General features: G+C 61.8%; 12 protein-coding genes. 8 read left to right on the forward strand and 4 right to left on the reverse strand.

Annotated features, from left to right (window positions below; genetic code table 11):
- Positions 1–268: 268 nt before the first annotated feature.
- Positions 269–820, forward strand: a complete 552-nt coding sequence (locus KSS97_RS27690) for an RNA polymerase sigma factor (RefSeq protein WP_030138414.1) — start codon at positions 269–271, stop codon at positions 818–820.
- Positions 817–1,413 (forward strand): GNAT family N-acetyltransferase, encoded by a 597-nt coding sequence (locus KSS97_RS27695; RefSeq protein WP_030138415.1) that lies wholly within the window; start codon positions 817–819, stop codon positions 1,411–1,413. Before KSS97_RS27690 ends, KSS97_RS27695 begins: the two co-directional genes overlap by 4 nt.
- 127 nt (positions 1,414–1,540) lie before the next feature.
- Here the strand turns inward: KSS97_RS27695 and KSS97_RS27700 are convergent, their stop codons facing one another.
- Positions 1,541–2,755, reverse strand: coding sequence for a cytochrome P450 family protein (locus KSS97_RS27700; RefSeq protein ID WP_217860581.1), 1,215 nt, complete (start codon positions 2,753–2,755; stop codon positions 1,541–1,543).
- 496 nt (positions 2,756–3,251) lie between these two features.
- The gene (locus KSS97_RS27705) at positions 3,252–4,427 is read right to left on the reverse strand and encodes an integrase core domain-containing protein (protein WP_030138557.1); all 1,176 of its coding nucleotides are present in this window, start codon (positions 4,425–4,427) and stop codon (positions 3,252–3,254) included.
- A 287-nt stretch (positions 4,428–4,714) separates the two neighbouring features.
- On the opposite strand from KSS97_RS27705, the gene KSS97_RS27710 reads away from it, so the two are divergent.
- The gene (locus KSS97_RS27710; protein WP_030138084.1) at positions 4,715–5,872 is read left to right on the forward strand and encodes an EstA family serine hydrolase; all 1,158 of its coding nucleotides are present in this window, start codon (positions 4,715–4,717) and stop codon (positions 5,870–5,872) included.
- 154 nt (positions 5,873–6,026) lie between these two features.
- Here the strand turns inward: KSS97_RS27710 and KSS97_RS27715 are convergent, their stop codons facing one another.
- Entirely contained in the window at positions 6,027–7,148 is a 1,122-nt protein-coding gene (locus KSS97_RS27715) for a transglycosylase SLT domain-containing protein (RefSeq protein WP_198796919.1), read from the reverse strand.
- Between the two features lie 151 nt (positions 7,149–7,299).
- Here KSS97_RS27715 and KSS97_RS27720 point away from each other — a divergent pair, with 151 nt between their 5' ends.
- From KSS97_RS27720 to KSS97_RS27735, 4 genes are all read left to right on the forward strand, one after another.
- Entirely contained in the window at positions 7,300–7,788 is a 489-nt protein-coding gene (locus tag KSS97_RS27720; RefSeq protein WP_030138086.1) for a type III secretion system chaperone family protein, read from the forward strand.
- 16 nt (positions 7,789–7,804) lie between these two features.
- Positions 7,805–9,931, forward strand: coding sequence for a type III effector (locus KSS97_RS27725; protein ID WP_217860582.1), 2,127 nt, complete (start codon positions 7,805–7,807; stop codon positions 9,929–9,931).
- 406 nt (positions 9,932–10,337) lie between these two features.
- Entirely contained in the window at positions 10,338–12,743 is a 2,406-nt protein-coding gene (locus KSS97_RS27730) for a penicillin acylase family protein (protein ID WP_217860583.1), read from the forward strand.
- 87 nt (positions 12,744–12,830) lie between these two features.
- Entirely contained in the window at positions 12,831–13,172 is a 342-nt protein-coding gene (locus KSS97_RS27735; protein ID WP_003206631.1) for a carboxymuconolactone decarboxylase family protein, read from the forward strand.
- Between the two features lie 2 nt (positions 13,173–13,174).
- Here the strand turns inward: KSS97_RS27735 and KSS97_RS27740 are convergent, their stop codons facing one another.
- The gene (locus KSS97_RS27740; protein ID WP_217860584.1) at positions 13,175–14,140 is read right to left on the reverse strand and encodes a GlxA family transcriptional regulator; all 966 of its coding nucleotides are present in this window, start codon (positions 14,138–14,140) and stop codon (positions 13,175–13,177) included.
- Between the two features lie 184 nt (positions 14,141–14,324).
- Between KSS97_RS27740 and KSS97_RS27745 the strand changes: the two genes are divergently transcribed.
- Positions 14,325–14,963 carry an HD domain-containing protein gene (locus KSS97_RS27745; RefSeq protein WP_030138090.1) on the forward strand — a complete coding sequence of 213 codons (639 nt, stop codon included), beginning with the start codon at positions 14,325–14,327 and terminating at the stop codon, positions 14,961–14,963.
- The last annotated feature ends 390 nt before the right edge of the window (positions 14,964–15,353 follow it).

Here is a 15,353-nt window from a genome sequence, read left to right on the forward strand (position 1 = left end):
ATTCGGTTCCATGGCCGATCAGGCCTTTTTCGATCTCATCGGCGACACCTTCCGCATGCCGATTTTCGACGGTCCGTGCGGTGCAATTTCATGCAGTGAATTCTTTGAAAGTCGTGCACGAGCTTGCACAAATAGAGCTTTAGCACTAACAAAAATACTTTGAATATCAGTTAGATAGATTATGAAAGCGGCTTGGCACAGGTCCTGCTGAAGGGGGAACGCCGACATACGGATCGGCGCTATGGAACCTACTCAGAGGGATTTATCAATGAACAGCCTGAACCTCATGCTGCCCCCGCAAACCTCCTCGAAACGCCCAGGCACGCCGGGCGTCAGTTTCGGCGAGGAACGTAAGCTCCGTCTGTTTGTGCAAAAGCGTGTGCTCAACCAGGACGACGCCGACGACATCATCCAACTCACTTACCTGGAAGCCTGGCGCAACCAGGAGAAGTTCAAGGGACTGGCCAAGCCGGACACCTGGCTGTGCGGCATCGCCCTCAACCTGATCCGCAATCACTTCCGCCGCTTCTACGCGCAACCGCCACTGAGCACGTTCGACGAAAGCGATTTCAACGAATCCAGCGAAGACATCGACCTGAGTGAACTGTGCGATAACCGCCGGCTGCTGGACCGCACGCTGTCTGCCATGGACGCGCTGCCCAAGGACATGCGCGAAACCCTGTGGACCGCCGTGGACACCGAGAGCAGCTACCGCGATGCCGCCGAACGGCTGGGCGTGCCCATCGGCACCGTACGCTCGCGGCTGTTTCGCGCCCGTGAACAACTCAAGCGCAGCGTCTACGGAGAAGCCCGGCCATGACCCATAATCGTCTGAACAGCCGACCCGACCTGCCACGCGGCGTGCGCCGCTATACCCCCGACGACCTGCCGGTGATGACGGATATCTTCAACGAAAGCGCTCTGGGCGGCACCAGTTCCCCCGTGCTCAGAGCGTTTTCCCTGAAGGAAATGACCTTCTTCGTCGATTGCTTCGTCAAGGAAGGTGATCCGATCTACGTGCTCGAACGTGGCGGTGAAGTGGTCGCCTGGTTGATCGTCAACCGCTTCTGCTGGGGCGCCCAGGCCTGCCGGCTGACCGGCGAAGTATCGATCTACGTGCGCAACGACCACATTGGCAGCGGCGTCGGCATTCGCCTGGGCCAGGCAGCGGTGGTGTTGGCCAAGCGGTACGGTTTCGAAACGTTGGTGGCCTGGATCATCGAGCACAACGAGGCGAGCAAACGTGGCGTGCAGGGATTGGGCGCGACGCAATGGGGCCGTTTCCCGGGTATCGCCCGGTTCGCTGACAAGCGCGCGGACGTGGTGCTTTATGGGTTGGACCTGATGCCCATCGACACGGCATCCACTACCGCTTCAGCGCCTGTGCAAACACTGGAGACCAGCCTGGCGTGAGTCCACGGCTCGTCCGGAGGCATTGCCGGGCGAGCCGTCTCGTGAATTCGAACCCATGCCATTTTTTGCACGGGGCACCACGAATCCTCGCCACAAAGGCTCAGCACTACCGAATCAATCCACCGAATCAGCCCACCGACCAGCACACCGGCAACGCATCCGGTCCCCTGAAGTTGGGCACATAACGCCAGCGCACAGCACTTGGATCAACCGCCAATCGCAGACCCGGGCAGCGCCGCAGCAAGGTGTTCAACGCAATGTCCAATTCCTGCCGAGCCAACGATGCACCCAGGCAATAATGCGTGCCCTTGCCGAACGACATGTGCGGACAGGCCGGGCGGGTGATATCCAGCCGATCAGGATTGGCACACATCACCTCGTCGCGATTGGCCGAGCCCACCACCGCCACCACAAATTGCCCGCGTCGCAGATGTTGCCCGGCCAATTCAGTGTCCCGCGTGACGAAGCGGACCATTGCCCGTTCCACCGACGAGTCATAGCGCAAGAACTCCTCGACCGCGTCGGGCATCAGTGCCGGCTCATCACGCAACCGGACCAGCGCATCGGGGTGTTGCACGAGCGTGTGCACAGCATTGCCAATCATCGACGCCGACGTTTCGTGGCCGGCGATGATCAGCAGCGCAATCATGCTGCACAACTCGCTTCGGCTGAGCATGCGGCCCTCTTCCTCGACCTGGGCCAGGGCCGACACCAGGTCATCGGTCGGATAGGCCCGGCGCCGGTCGATCAAGGCAAGCATGTAGCCGGCGAACTCGTTGTAGCAGCGTTGCAGTTCACTCAGATCGTGGCCCACCTGCCGGACGATCATGTGGGACCAGCGGCGGAAATCGTCTCGGTCCTGAGCAGGTACGCCGAGCAGCTCGGCGATGACGGTGATCGACAGCGGGAAGGCATATTGGCTCACCACATCCATTCGCCCGCTTGGCCCAACGGCGTCCAGCAGCGACTCGGCAATCTGCTCGATACGCGGCCGCATGGCGGTCACCGCCTTCAGGGTAAACGCCTTGTTGACCAGCCGACGCAGCCGACGATGACTCTCTCCGTCACGGTTAAGCATGTGGTCATTGAGAAAGGCGATGGACTGCTCGCCCCCCAGCATCGCCGCGAACTGCGGATCGATCCGTGACGGATCGCGGGCGAAGCGCTCGCTGTCCAACAGCACCTCCTCGACCTCCCGGGCCCCGGTGACGTACCACATCGGCAACTGCCCATCGGGCTGGCTGAGGAACACCGGGGACGCTTGGCGCAACGCCGCATAATGCCGATAAGCCTCGCCGCGAAAGGCGTCGCTGTTCAAGTCGAGGGTACGCTCGTAGGGCATGGACATTCTCCGGGGGCAGGCATCGTTGCTCCTGAGTGGCGGGGGGCGCCCAAAAAGATCCCTATGAAAAAACGCTGCTCGCGACGGCGGTGGATCAGTGGCTATCAATGCAAGCTGAACGGCCGCCTTCGCGAGCAAGCTCGCTCCCACAATGGGATCGGAGTACGACAAGAGAGCCAGGTCGGCTGTCAGGCCGCCTTCGCGAGCAAGCCCGCTCCCACAAGGGAAATGCGGTGAGCCACCAGAGCCAGGTCGGCCCTAAGGCCGCCTCGGCTCGGCTTTTGATCTGCCAGGCCCCGTTAACCACGATGACCGAACGCAGGCATTGTGGAGTGGGCAACCCGGCATGGATGCCGGGTTAGCCGCGCAGGGCCATGGATAGCCCATCGCGGCGGGCCCACGGAGCAATGCCGGAGTGCGGGCATGCCGAGCCTAGGCGAGGCACCGAGTGGTGGGGCATATACGGATCACCCACATGGGTTACAAAAAAGTGCACTCACATAGGTAACACCCGGAGTGTCACGTAGCCATCAATGGCATCTCTTACATCAATCCGTCCAAGGATGATTGGACCGAAGATAACATCCCAGATCCCGTCCTCTATTTGCTCCAGTCCAATGGTCTGGTGCTTGAGCACATAGCCGACGTAGATCCTTACACCACGACGATTGACGATGCCCGAGCAGTCCGCTTGGAGGCTATCGATATGGCTCGGGTAGGTCATCTCGGGAAGCTTCTCGGGATATTGGCGGGACGAAGGCTCATAGCAGGACGCGGGTGTCTTCTGATTAAGAGCCTCGTGCAAACGCTCATAGTTGTAATGTTGCCTGAAACGATCAAAGTGCCGTTGTTGAGCCTCCCACGCTACTGCAGGGGGTGACGGAAGAGTGCTTTTCAACGTTCGATGCATACGTTCATGTCGGCCATTTTGCTCCGGCCTGCCGGGGGCGATCCGCTCGGGAATGATCCCTAGACGCAACCACCAGATGGACAACTGGGAAAGGCCCGCACGCCCTTTGCTCGCAAACGGAACACCATTGTCGGTACGAATGCGCTCCGGCAGACCATGTTCACGAAACACCTGAGTAAACACCGCCTGGGTTTCCTGGAAATTGGTGCTAGCCATGCTGTGGCAAGCGAGCAAGAAACGACTGGCATGGTCCATGATCGTCAATGGATAGCACCAGACGCCCGCACCTGTCAGGAATTGGCCTTTGTAATCGGCGCTGAATAGCTGGTTGGGAGCCTCTGCTTTCTGCAGTGGTTTGGGATAAACCGCCACTCGTTGACGCAATCGGCGTGGTTTGACCAGCTCAGCTTTCTTTAGGATGTTGTAGATCGACGTCTTTGATGGCGGCGCCTGGTCAGGAAAACGCTCGAGCAAAGCCGCCTGAATTTTCTTGGGGCCAGGCTCTGTCTCACCCCGACCGCGTAACTCAATGATCGCCTCACGGACAGCCAGCGGCACTACCCATTCCTGGGTAAGCCGACGACGGCTATGTTCTTCCAGTCCGGCGGGCCCTTCCCTCTCATACCGCTCGACCCATTTATAGCCAGTCTTGCGGCTGATCTCGTAGGCTTGGCAAAGCGCACTGAAGCTGGGCGGGCCTTTGATGAAGTCCGCAATGAACAGCAGTTTCAGGTCCATAGGTTTCAGCTCTCGCCATGGCATGGTCAGATCCTCGAAAACCGACCCTGCCAGTTAAAAACTGTTACCTATGTGAGTGAACTGATTTGTAACCCATGTGGGTGAGTCATACCGGCAAGCCTTTTTGGTTACTTTTTTGGCGTCTGAAAAAAGTGACCCGCCGTAAGGGCGGAACCATAAGCCGCCGTGACCGCAGCAATGGATATGTACCCGATCAACAACATCCCGACTGAATGCTCCCCAGAGGTCAGTGAACCGTTCCCCCAGCCCTCGTCACTCAAGGAAAACCCCCAACCCTGCGTGGAACTGACATGACACACTCACCCGCCATCCACGGCCACTGCGACCCTCGCTTCGAACCAGTCAAAGCGGCTTTCACCGGACTGATGCAAAGCCCTTTCGAACGCGGCGCCGCCCTGTGCGTCCAGGTCGACGGTGAAACAGTGATCGACCTGTGGGCTGGTATCGCCGGGCCGGAACCGGACAGCCATTGGCAGCGCGACACACTGCTCAACCTGTTCTCCTGCACCAAGCCCTTCACGGCCGTGGCGATCATGCAACTGGTTGGCGAAGGACGCCTGGACCTGGATGCACCGGTCTGCCGCTACTGGCCCGAGTTCGCCAAGGCCGGTAAAGCAACGACGACCGTGCGCCAAGTGCTCTGCCATCGCGCCGGGCTACCGGCGCTGCGCACGCCCCTCGCCCCGGAAACCCTTTACGACTGGGACACCATGATTGCCCTGATCGCCGAGGAGCAGCCATGGGCCGATGCAGGGCAACAGCAGACCTATTCACCGTTGCTGTTCGGCTGGATTCTCGGTGAGCTGCTACGCCGAGTGGATGGCGTAAGCCCGGCGCAAAGCATCCACCAGCGGGTGGCGGTGCCGCTCGGACTGGATTTTCATATCGGCCTGGACGACGCGACCATCGCTCGCTGCGCCTACATGGCCCGAACCAAAGATGAAGTCGACGATGAAGCCTTTGGTCGAGTCCTGCAGTATGTGCTCACCGAGCCGACAGCCATGAGCTCACTGGCCTTCGCCAACCCGCCGATGGTGCTGGGGCGCAGTAACGAGCCGGGCTGGAAGCGCATGACCCAGCCGGCGGCGAACGGTCACGGCAACGCCCGCAGCCTGGCGGAGTTCTATGCCGGCCTGCTGGACGGGCGGTTGCTGGAGTCGCCACTGCTCAACGAAATGCTGCGCGAGCACAGCGCCGAATATGACCCGACCATCCAGACACCGACGCGGTTCGGCCTGGGCATCATGCTTAACCAGTCGGACGTGGCGAACGGCAGTTACGGCATGGGACCCGACGCCTTTGGCCACATGGGCGCCGGCGGCACCATCGGTTTTGCCGACCCCGAGCGCGGCGTGGCGTTCGGCTTTGCCTGCAACACCATTGGTTCCTACGTCTTGATGGACCCTCGCGCACGCGGCCTGGCGAATGTGGCGATGGGGTGTCTGTAGCACTCGGCAGATAGGCAATGAATGATCCGTGGCGAGGGAGCTTGCTCCCGCTGGATTGCGCAGCAATCCCATTGTCTGATGGGCGCTGCGCACCCAAGCGGGAGCAAGCTCCCTCGCCACAGATTGAATATCGGCAACTCATTGCACAGCCCGCTCAAACCCCCGGCGGCGGCACCACCTCCGCGACCTGCGGCTCGGCCACGCCGGCCTCCGGAGAAGCAGCGACTTGCTCATCACCACTCGCCCGAGGCAGCGCCGCCTTGGCGATCATATCCGGTTGTGCCAGCAACCTGCGTGACGCTTCCACCGGCATCAGCAGACGCCCCCTGACCCGGCCGCGCCCGGCTGGATTGAGCATGCGCAACTCGCGTTCATGGACGCCGGATACCTGCGCCAGTTGCGCGAGGTCCACGGGTTGCGCCAACGCGACCATCTGGAAGTACGGCTGGTCGGCAATCGGCGCCAGGCTCACGCCGTAGCTCGCTGGCGCGTTGACCAACTGCGACAGCGCCAGCAACCGTGGCACGTAGTTCTGGGTTTCTCCGGGCAGCGACAGGTTCCAGTAAGTGGTCGCCAGGCCCCGGGCGCGGTTCCGGGTGATGGCGTCGCGCACCCGCCCTTCCCCGGCGTTGTAGGCGGCCAGCGCCAGCAGCCAGTCACCGTCGAAGTAGTCGTGCAGGTAGGACAGATAATCCAGGGCCGCCCGGGTGGACGACGGAATGTCTCGACGCTCGTCGTAGTCGCCCCGTTGCTGCAATTGATAACGACGCCCGGTGGCGGGAATGAATTGCCAGAGCCCCAAGGCCTGGGCAGGCGATTGCGCATTGGGGTTGAACCCGCTCTCGATCGCCGGCAGCAGGGCCAGCTCCAGCGGCATGTTGCGCTTGTTCAGTTCGCCGACGATGAAGTGCAAGTATCGGCTGCCGGCGCGTCCGGTCTGGGTGAGAAACGCCGGGCGCTCCATCAGCCAGCGGCGTTGCTCGTCGATACGCGCCACACCTTGGGTCTTGGCCTGCAAGGAAAACCCCTGGCGCATCCGCGCCCACAGGCTGCCACCGCTTTGCGGCGATGATTCGCCAATCTCGATGATCGTGTCGGTGGGCGCCGGTTCGAGCCAGCGCAACTGGGCGCGATACGGTTCATTGGCGAAACGATCGCCGATGGTCAGCTGCGGTTCGAGGTGTTGACACCCGTACAGCAAGGTCCCCATGGCGAGCAGAGACAACCCTTTGGGGACAAATCGAAGGGCCGGCGAAAGTGCAAGTGATCGGGACATGGGCGGTCAACCTTGAATGAGGTGGCGCCATTGGGTGGCAGATCAGCTGCCAGCGGTTCCACGCGGCGCAGTGGAACCGAAATGCCGCAGGTGTCACTCACGATGGGCAGCAGGCGCTCGTCGGTGCCTGGATGACAATGCGAGGTCAATCATGGCGTCACCCACCTATTGCAAGCTGATCGATCAGCTCTGCGAACTCACGATGATTCCTACCCCGTCAGCGTTCTACGAACAGGCAAACCTGTCGGTCAAGGAAGTCGATTTTTCCCTCAAGCACACACCCGGCGTGGGCGAGGGAGACGTGTTCATCTACTGCGGCTTCGGGCCGTTGCCCGTGGCGAATCGCGAAGCGGTCATGCAACGGCTGCTGGAAACCAACCTGTACCTGCTGAGCGGCGCGTTCTGCCCGTCGCTGTCGTACAACCGCGACAGCGAACAGGTGGTCCTGATCGGCCACGTGCCCCTGGACAACCTCAGCGCCGAGCGCCTGCTCGGACTGATGGGCGGTGCTGCCGACATGGCGCTTATCTGGCGGGAGGGCTACTTCTTCGACGGCGCCAGCCCGGGCCAAGCCGCCAAGACCACCCAGCAAAAACCCACCCCGCGTAGCGCAGGGCTGAACAACGCCCTGTCGATCTAGGAAAGGAGAACATCACATGCCAGCAGTATCAGTAGGCGGAACCTCAAGTTCGGCGCCATTGCACCAGCAGCAGGATGATCGGATCACGCCGGTGGGCACCAGCCTGGCCGGACAGGTGCGTCCTTCCACGACCCCCCTGGTGCCTTATCACTTCGAAGGGAAAGCAAGCGACAAGACCCAGGAAACGCTCAAGACCAGGCAGCATCGCCTGACGGTGATGATCAACAAACTCGGCAAGGAAAACGCTGATAGCAACCCTATCGGCTATGCACGCCAACAGATGGTTCTGGAAGGTACCGCGTTGGACTACGCGCCCAATGCAGGCTATCAGGACATCCAAAAGCACCTTGCCGAACTTGGCGGCACGCCTCATCCAATGCTGTCCGGCCACGAAGAAACCGAAGCATTCGTCAAGGATTTCAACGAGTACCTAGGCAAGAACGAGGCCGATCGGGAAGAAAGCGGCGGTTTCAAAGCCGTCTGGGACAAGCATTGCGAGCGCGTCGGTAACACCCTCGGCGCCTATCACTCGCTGTGCCAGGAAGTGATCGACCAAACCCCGGGAGAAGACGATCGCAAGCTGCTGGAGAGCAGCCATAAAGCCTTCCGTGGTTATGCAAAAGGCGTCACGCAAGCCATGACGCAAGACATGCCCCAGCGACTGAACAGGTTCATGGAAAGCCGGATTGAGCACGCGCAACAAGCGGCGAGCAACGAGAGCCTGCCCCAGGCCGACCGAGACAAGGCGAACGACGAGTTGAGCCAACTGCGTGAGGTCCGGGATGAGCTTGGCGAGTTCCTCAAGAAAGATGACGACAAGCCCGGTACCACAAGCGAACTGGCAAAAGCCACGAAGAAGAACGAAGTGCTCGACACCGCGCTGAAGAATGTCGGACGCCAGGACTACGTGGCCGAACTCAAGACCCACAGCGGCTTCGTGACGGGCCTGGCCGTATTTGCCGACGCGGGGATCCCCCAGGGCTTCGCGTCTGCCGGACACTTCGGCGCCAGCACCGCGGCAATCGACGAGGCGATGGCGGATCAGTCCTTTGGAAAACATGTAGCGGCGACATCAACCGTCCTTGGTACCGCCCACAAGGTCATCAGCGACGGTCTGCGCCCGTTTATCCAAGTCGTCGTCGACAAGACCATCGGCCGGGGGTTGGAAAAGGTCGACCCGCTGGCGGTGTACCCCAAGGCCTTGCAAGACATCACCGTGAATGGGCGGCGGGTTGCCAACGCCCAACGTGACACCCTCGACGCGACACAGAGCGACAAGCGAGCCGATTTCAAACTGAAACAGAACGCCAACAACTTCGGCACCATGAGCGGCGACTTCACCGGTTACCTCGCCTTCGGCGCGGCCCATGCGGTACGGGACACGATAGACCAGTTCACGTCCGTCAACGCCTCCGGCATCGCGGCTCGCAGCGTCGCCTCGGCAGTGGGCGGCACCTTCATGGCGGGCGGCCAGGCGGTGGCCAAATATGCCCAGACCCACGGCGACGAGCAGATCCCCACCTATCGCGTCACGAAGGAAAACCGCGAATGGAAAGAGCTCCTGCCCAAGGCGTTTGCCGAAGCGACTGGCAAGCTCAACCCGATCAGCATGGCCAATGTCAGCGACTTGACCAACCGAATCGTCGGTGTCGGTCCGGGGATCGCCATGCGCACCGGGGTCGGAGACGCCGCCGCGGTGGGTGAAAATCCTGAAGTCAAAGAAAAAATGGAGCAGATCGTCACGACCTTCTTCTCCTCCGGCCTGACACTGCTCCCATTCTTCGCCAACAGCGTGGCGGCCCCCCTGGAAAATAAAGCACTGGGCGATGGCACGGACGACCTGACCAAGCGAGCGCAAGTACCGTGGCAGAACGTTACCAATCCAAACCGCGACACCCTACCCCACACCCAGACCGAGGGCTTGACCCGCAACCTGGAGAACGTCTATCACGTCACCCGAGGCCTGACCCAGGTGGTTCCGCAAACCACCCTTTCCGCGCTGAACATCACCGCTGACTTTGCCAAGGGCGTGGTAACGAGGCCGAAAAAGGCGGGCGATGGCCTGGAACTGGCAGAGCGCGGCGAAGCGCGACCCCAGGGCGGACCGTCCACCGAAGCCACGCCCACCACCCGACCAAGCTGAAAAACCGCCGGGCCATCGCCAGACGGTCCGGCATCCTTCCCTCCTCGCTGGCCACACGTATTCGCCTGTGGCCAGCCCTCGCGACACTCCGAATCACTTCTCTGCGCTCCATGACAACGCTCAACGTCTGCCTTTGCATGGCAAGGAAACTTGCTCCCACTGGCCTGTAGGAGCTGCCGAGCGAAGCGAGGCTGCGATCTTTCCACTACCCATTGAATCTGGAGCGAAAGATCAAAAGATCGCAGGCTTCGCCAGCTCCTACAGGCCAAGCGCCCTCGCCGTGGGCGATTCGGTTGATGGAAAGGAAAATCCCTCCGAGGAACGATGCACCGGCACGCGATTGCATGTTAAACAGGGAATCAGCAGCAAGATCATGGGACCGCTGCCACTCGAATAAGGATCAACCATGAAACGCACCCTCGTCGCCTTCCTGTCGCTGATCGTCACCGCAATCATCGTCGCGGGCGGCTATCTCTACAGCAAGCAGCCGACCCGCCAGGGCACGGTGCAGTTGCAGGGGCTGCAGGGCTCGGTGACGGTGCGCTATGACGAACGCGGCGTGCCGCACATTCGCGCCGAGAACGAAACCGACCTGTACCGCGCCCTCGGTTATGTCCATGCCCAGGACCGGCTGTTCCAGATGGAAATCATGCGCCGCCTCGCCCGGGGCGAACTGGCGGAAATCCTCGGCCCCAAGTTGCTCGACACCGACAAGCTGATGCGCAGCCTGCGCATTCGCGAGCGCGCCGCCAGCTACGTCGCCGAGCAGGATCGACAATCGCCGGCCTGGATCGCGACGCAGGCGTACCTGGACGGCATCAACACCTATCAGCAAACTCACACGCGGCCGCTGGAGTTCGATGTGCTGGGCATTCCCAAGCGTCCCTTCACCGCCGAAGACACCGCCAGCATCGTCGGCTACATGGCCTACAGCTTTGCCGCGGCCTTTCGCACCGAACCCTTGCTGACCTACGTGCGTGACCAGCTCGGTGCCGACTACCTGAACATCTTCGACCTCGACTGGCAGCCCCAGGGCGGGCTGCAGCAAGCTCCGGCAAGCGGTCCGACACTGACCGCCAGCGCTTGGAAAGACCTCAACGCCCTGGCGCGCCTGAGCGAGCAGGCCTTGGCCGACAACGGCCTGCCGCAATTCGAAGGCAGCAACGCCTGGGCGGTCTCCGGCAATCGCACCCACAGTGGCAAGCCCTTGCTGGCCGGCGATCCGCATATTCGTTTTTCAGCGCCGTCGGTGTGGTACGAGGCACACCTCTCGGCGCCGGGATTCGAACTCTACGGCCAGTACCAGGCCCTGATGCCGTTTGCCTCGCTGGGCATGAACAAGGATTTCGGCTGGAGCATCACCATGTTCCAAAACGACGACCTGGACCTGGTGGCCGAGAAGGTCAACCCGGACAACCCCGAACGGGTCTGGTACCGCGACCGATGGGTGGACATGACCCGCAGCGAACAGCAGATTGCCGTGAAGGGCCAAGCACCCGTGACACTGGTGCTGCGCCAGTCGCCCCATGGGCCGATCGTCAACGATGCCCTCGGTGCCAATGACGGCAAGACGCCAATCGCCATGTGGTGGGGGTTCCTGGAAAGCCGCAACCCGATCCTCGAGGCGTTCTACCAGCTCAATCGCGCCGACACCTTGGTCAAGGCTCGTGGCGCGTCGGCGAAGATCCATGCGCCCGGCCTGAATGTGGTCTGGGCCAACGCCAAGGGTGATATCGGCTGGTGGGCCGCAGCCCAATTACCCAAGCGGCCGGCTGGTGTGAAGCCCGGTTTCATTCTCGACGGCAGCAGCACCGAAGCGGACAAGGACGGTTTCTACCCGTTCGGCAGTAACCCCCAGGAAGAGAACCCGGCCCGGGGCTATGTCCTCTCGGCGAATTTCCAGCCGGTGGCGGCCAGCGGGATCGAGATCCCCGGCTACTACAACCTGCCCGACCGCGGCCAGCAACTCGACCGGCAGTTGAGTGAAAAGCAAGCCAAATGGGACATCCAGACCACCCAGAAACTGCAACTGGGTACCACCACCGCCTACGGTCCGCGCTTGCTCGCGCCCTTGTTGCCGATCCTGCGCGAAGCGGTCAGCGACCCGCAGGAACGCAAGTGGGTGGAGCAACTGGCTGACTGGAAGGGCGACTACCCGCTGGACTCCGTCAGCGCCACGCTGTTCAACCAGTTCCTGTTCGACTTGGCCGACGTTGCCCTGCGTGATGAACTGGGGGACAGTTTCTTCGAAACCGCGCTGTCGACCCGCGTGATTGACGCCGCGCTCCCCCGCCTGGCCGCCGCCAAGGATTCGCCATGGTGGGACGACCGTTCGACGCTGGGCACCGAAACCCGTGCCGACATGGTCATCAAGGCATGGCATCGGACCCTGGTGCACCTGAAGGCCACCTTGGGCGAGGACGCCAGCCAATGGCAGTGGGGCCAGGCTCACACCCTGACCCATGGCCATCCGCTGGGCCAGCAGAAACCGCTGGACCGGATCTTCAACGTCGGCCCATTTGCCGCCCCCGGCACCCATGAAGTGCCGAACAACCTCTCGGCCAGGATCGGTCCGGCGCCCTGGCCAGTGACCTATGGCCCCTCCACCCGGCGCATCATCGACTTCGCCGACCCGACCCACAGCGTCACCATCAATCCCGTGGGCCAGAGCGGCGTGCCGTTCGACAAGCACTACGAGGACCAGGCCGAAGCCTACATCGAGGGGCTGTATCACCAGGCGCACCTGGCCGAAGAAGAGGTCACGGCCAACACCCGCGGTACGTTGAAGCTGCTACCCGCCAGGGCGGAGTAAATCTTTTCGACCATCAGCAGGCCCTATCGCCTTGGATGGTCAAGACTACAAGGGCCCAAACCCATTTATCTCGAAGGAGTCCACGCAATGTTCAATAACTGGTCCGAGCTGCTGCCTACCATCAAGAGCGCCTTTGGCGCCTTGGGCAAAAGCAATCCGAAAATGGTCAAGGCCTACATGGCCCTGGATGAAGCCGCCGCCGAGAACGACGTACTCGACGCCAAGACCCGCGAGCTGATCTCCATTGCCGTGGCGATCACCACCCGCTGTGACGGTTGCATCGGCGTACACACCGACGCCGCGATCAAGGCCGGCGCGACCCGCGAAGAAATCGCGGCCACCCTGGCGACAGCGGTCTCGCTGAATGCCGGCGCGGCTTATATCTATTCCCTGCGGGCGCTGGAGGCCCATGACGCACTGAAAAAATGAGCTCAAAGCATCGCGGCGAAATTCAACCTGAACTGTTGCGGTGTCACGCCCAACCGCCGATTGAATACGCTGCGCATGTGTTGGGCATCACGAAAGCCGCATTGGTATGCCACGGTCTTGAGCGGTGCCCGAGTGTTTTCCAGCATCACGCGTGCCGCGTCCACCCGGGCCTGCTCGACGAACTCCGCCGGCGTGACCTTCGCCTCCCGGCTGAACACGCGGGAGAAATTGCGTGGGCTCATGTTCGCCGCGTTGGCGAGGTCGGCGATGCCCAGGTCACCGTTGAGATTCGCCAGCACGTACGCCTGGACCTGAGCCACGGTGGAGGTCGGCTCGGCATGGGGCGTGAGGAACGGACTGAACTGCGATTGACCGCCTGAACGCTGGGTGAACACCACCAGCCGCTTGGCGACATTCAGCGCCACGTCCGGCCCGTGGTCCTGCGCCAGCAGGAACAGCGACAGGTCGATGCCTGCCGTAACACCCGCCGAGGTATAGAGCTCGCCGTCCTGCACGTACAGCCGATCGGCTTCGACCCGGGTCGAGGGGCACATCTGCGCCAGCGCCGAAGCATCGCCCCAATGGGTGGTGACGGTCCGCCCTTCGAGCAGTCCGGCCCGGGCCAGCATGACCGCGCCATTGCAGATCGAACCAAAGCGCCGGGCCCGTGCGCAGGCCTCGCGCAGCCAGGCATTGAACGCCGGGCCAAAGTCCATGAACGGCAATTGCGGCCCGCCCGCGACCAACAGCAGGTCGTACGCCTCCGATGCTTCGCTGAAATGACGGTGGGGATTGAGGGACATTCCGTTGGAGCAAGACGTCGCACCGCGCTCGACGCCGATCACTTGCAACCGATAGTGATCCTGCGTGGCGAGAAAGCGATTGGCTTCGCAAAACACATCCATGGGGCCGCTGACGTCCAGGGATTGGGCGCCTGTGAACACCACGATGGCGACGGATATTTCCATGATTCTGGCCGACCTGTCCGGATTGACCACCGAACCCTAGCCAATCCGGCGCGCAGAAGCCAGATGGCATGAAACCCGAGTTCATTGGCCGTAATCGCAGCCATGGCGCGATTGCTGCGCCATACCCCGGCGAACAGACTGGAACCTCAGCGCCGCCACGGCGCACCGTCAAGAGGAGAGCAGCATGAACAGCATCGCCGGCATCCAGATCCCCGACAGCGCCCTCGCCCGGGCCACCACCGAATACATTCGCGACATTGAATCGGACCTGCTGTACCACCATTCCCGCCGGGTGTTCCTGTTCGGCGCGTTGAGCGGCCAACGCCAGCAATTGGCTTACGATCCGGAGCTGCTGTACGTCGGCGCGATGTTTCACGATATCGGGCTGGTCGAAGGTTATCGCAGCGACGATGAGCGTTTCGAGGTGGATGGCGCGAATGCCGCCGCAGCGTTTCTCAAACCCTACGGGTTGAGCGACGACGACATCGAGCAAGTGTGGCTTTCGATCGCGTTGCACACCACGCCCGGCGTGCCCAAGCACCTGCGCCCCAACGTCGCCCTGGTGACCGCTGGCGTGGAGATGGACGTGCTGGGCATGGATTACGCCGCATTCCCGGCCGCACAACGCGACGCCGTGGTACATGCGCATCCCCGTGGGGAAGGCTTCAAGGAATGCATCATCTGCGCCTTCGCCGACGGCTTGCGGCATCGTCCGCAGACCACCTTCGGCAATGTGAAGACCGACGTGCTGAGGGATCAGGAGCCGGGGTTCAAGCCGATGAACTTCGTTGAAGTAATCCGCAGCTCGCCTTGGAATTCATAACCAGCCTGTACACCACCTTCGCGAGCAGGCTCGCTCCCACAGAGGATCCGAGCCAGGCCGCGAATTTATGGACACCACAAAAACCTGTGGGAGCGAGCTTGCTCGCGAAGGCGGACTGACCGTCAACACCTGCATCGACTGCCACACCGCTATCGCGAGCAAGCTCGCTCCCACAGAGGATCCGAGCCAGGCCACGAATTTATGGACACCATAAAAACCTGTGGGAGCGAGCTTGCTCGCGAAGGCGGCCTGACCGTCAACACCTACATCGACTGCCATACCGCTATCGCGAGCAAGCTCGCTCCCACACAGGATCCGAGCCAGGCCACAAATTCACGGACCACAAAAAACTGTGGGAGCAAGCTTGTCCCCACATTGGGTTCTGCGTTA

Source organism: Pseudomonas alvandae (genome assembly GCF_019141525.1).
GTDB lineage: Bacteria > Pseudomonadota > Gammaproteobacteria > Pseudomonadales > Pseudomonadaceae > Aquipseudomonas > Aquipseudomonas alvandae.

Coding starts and splice junctions, on each gene's coding strand:
- KSS97_RS27690 (WP_030138414.1), top strand. CDS start 269: ATGAACAGCCTGAACCTCATGCTGCCCCCGCAAACCTCCTCGAAACGC.
- KSS97_RS27695 (WP_030138415.1), top strand. CDS start 817: ATGACCCATAATCGTCTGAACAGCCGACCCGACCTGCCACGCGGCGTG.
- KSS97_RS27700 (WP_217860581.1), bottom strand. CDS start 2,755: ATGCCCTACGAGCGTACCCTCGACTTGAACAGCGACGCCTTTCGCGGC.
- KSS97_RS27705 (WP_030138557.1), bottom strand. CDS start 4,427: ATGCCATGGCGAGAGCTGAAACCTATGGACCTGAAACTGCTGTTCATT.
- KSS97_RS27710 (WP_030138084.1), top strand. CDS start 4,715: ATGACACACTCACCCGCCATCCACGGCCACTGCGACCCTCGCTTCGAA.
- KSS97_RS27715 (WP_198796919.1), bottom strand. CDS start 7,148: ATGTCCCGATCACTTGCACTTTCGCCGGCCCTTCGATTTGTCCCCAAA.
- KSS97_RS27720 (WP_030138086.1), top strand. CDS start 7,300: ATGGCGTCACCCACCTATTGCAAGCTGATCGATCAGCTCTGCGAACTC.
- KSS97_RS27725 (WP_217860582.1), top strand. CDS start 7,805: ATGCCAGCAGTATCAGTAGGCGGAACCTCAAGTTCGGCGCCATTGCAC.
- KSS97_RS27730 (WP_217860583.1), top strand. CDS start 10,338: ATGAAACGCACCCTCGTCGCCTTCCTGTCGCTGATCGTCACCGCAATC.
- KSS97_RS27735 (WP_003206631.1), top strand. CDS start 12,831: ATGTTCAATAACTGGTCCGAGCTGCTGCCTACCATCAAGAGCGCCTTT.
- KSS97_RS27740 (WP_217860584.1), bottom strand. CDS start 14,140: ATGGAAATATCCGTCGCCATCGTGGTGTTCACAGGCGCCCAATCCCTG.
- KSS97_RS27745 (WP_030138090.1), top strand. CDS start 14,325: ATGAACAGCATCGCCGGCATCCAGATCCCCGACAGCGCCCTCGCCCGG.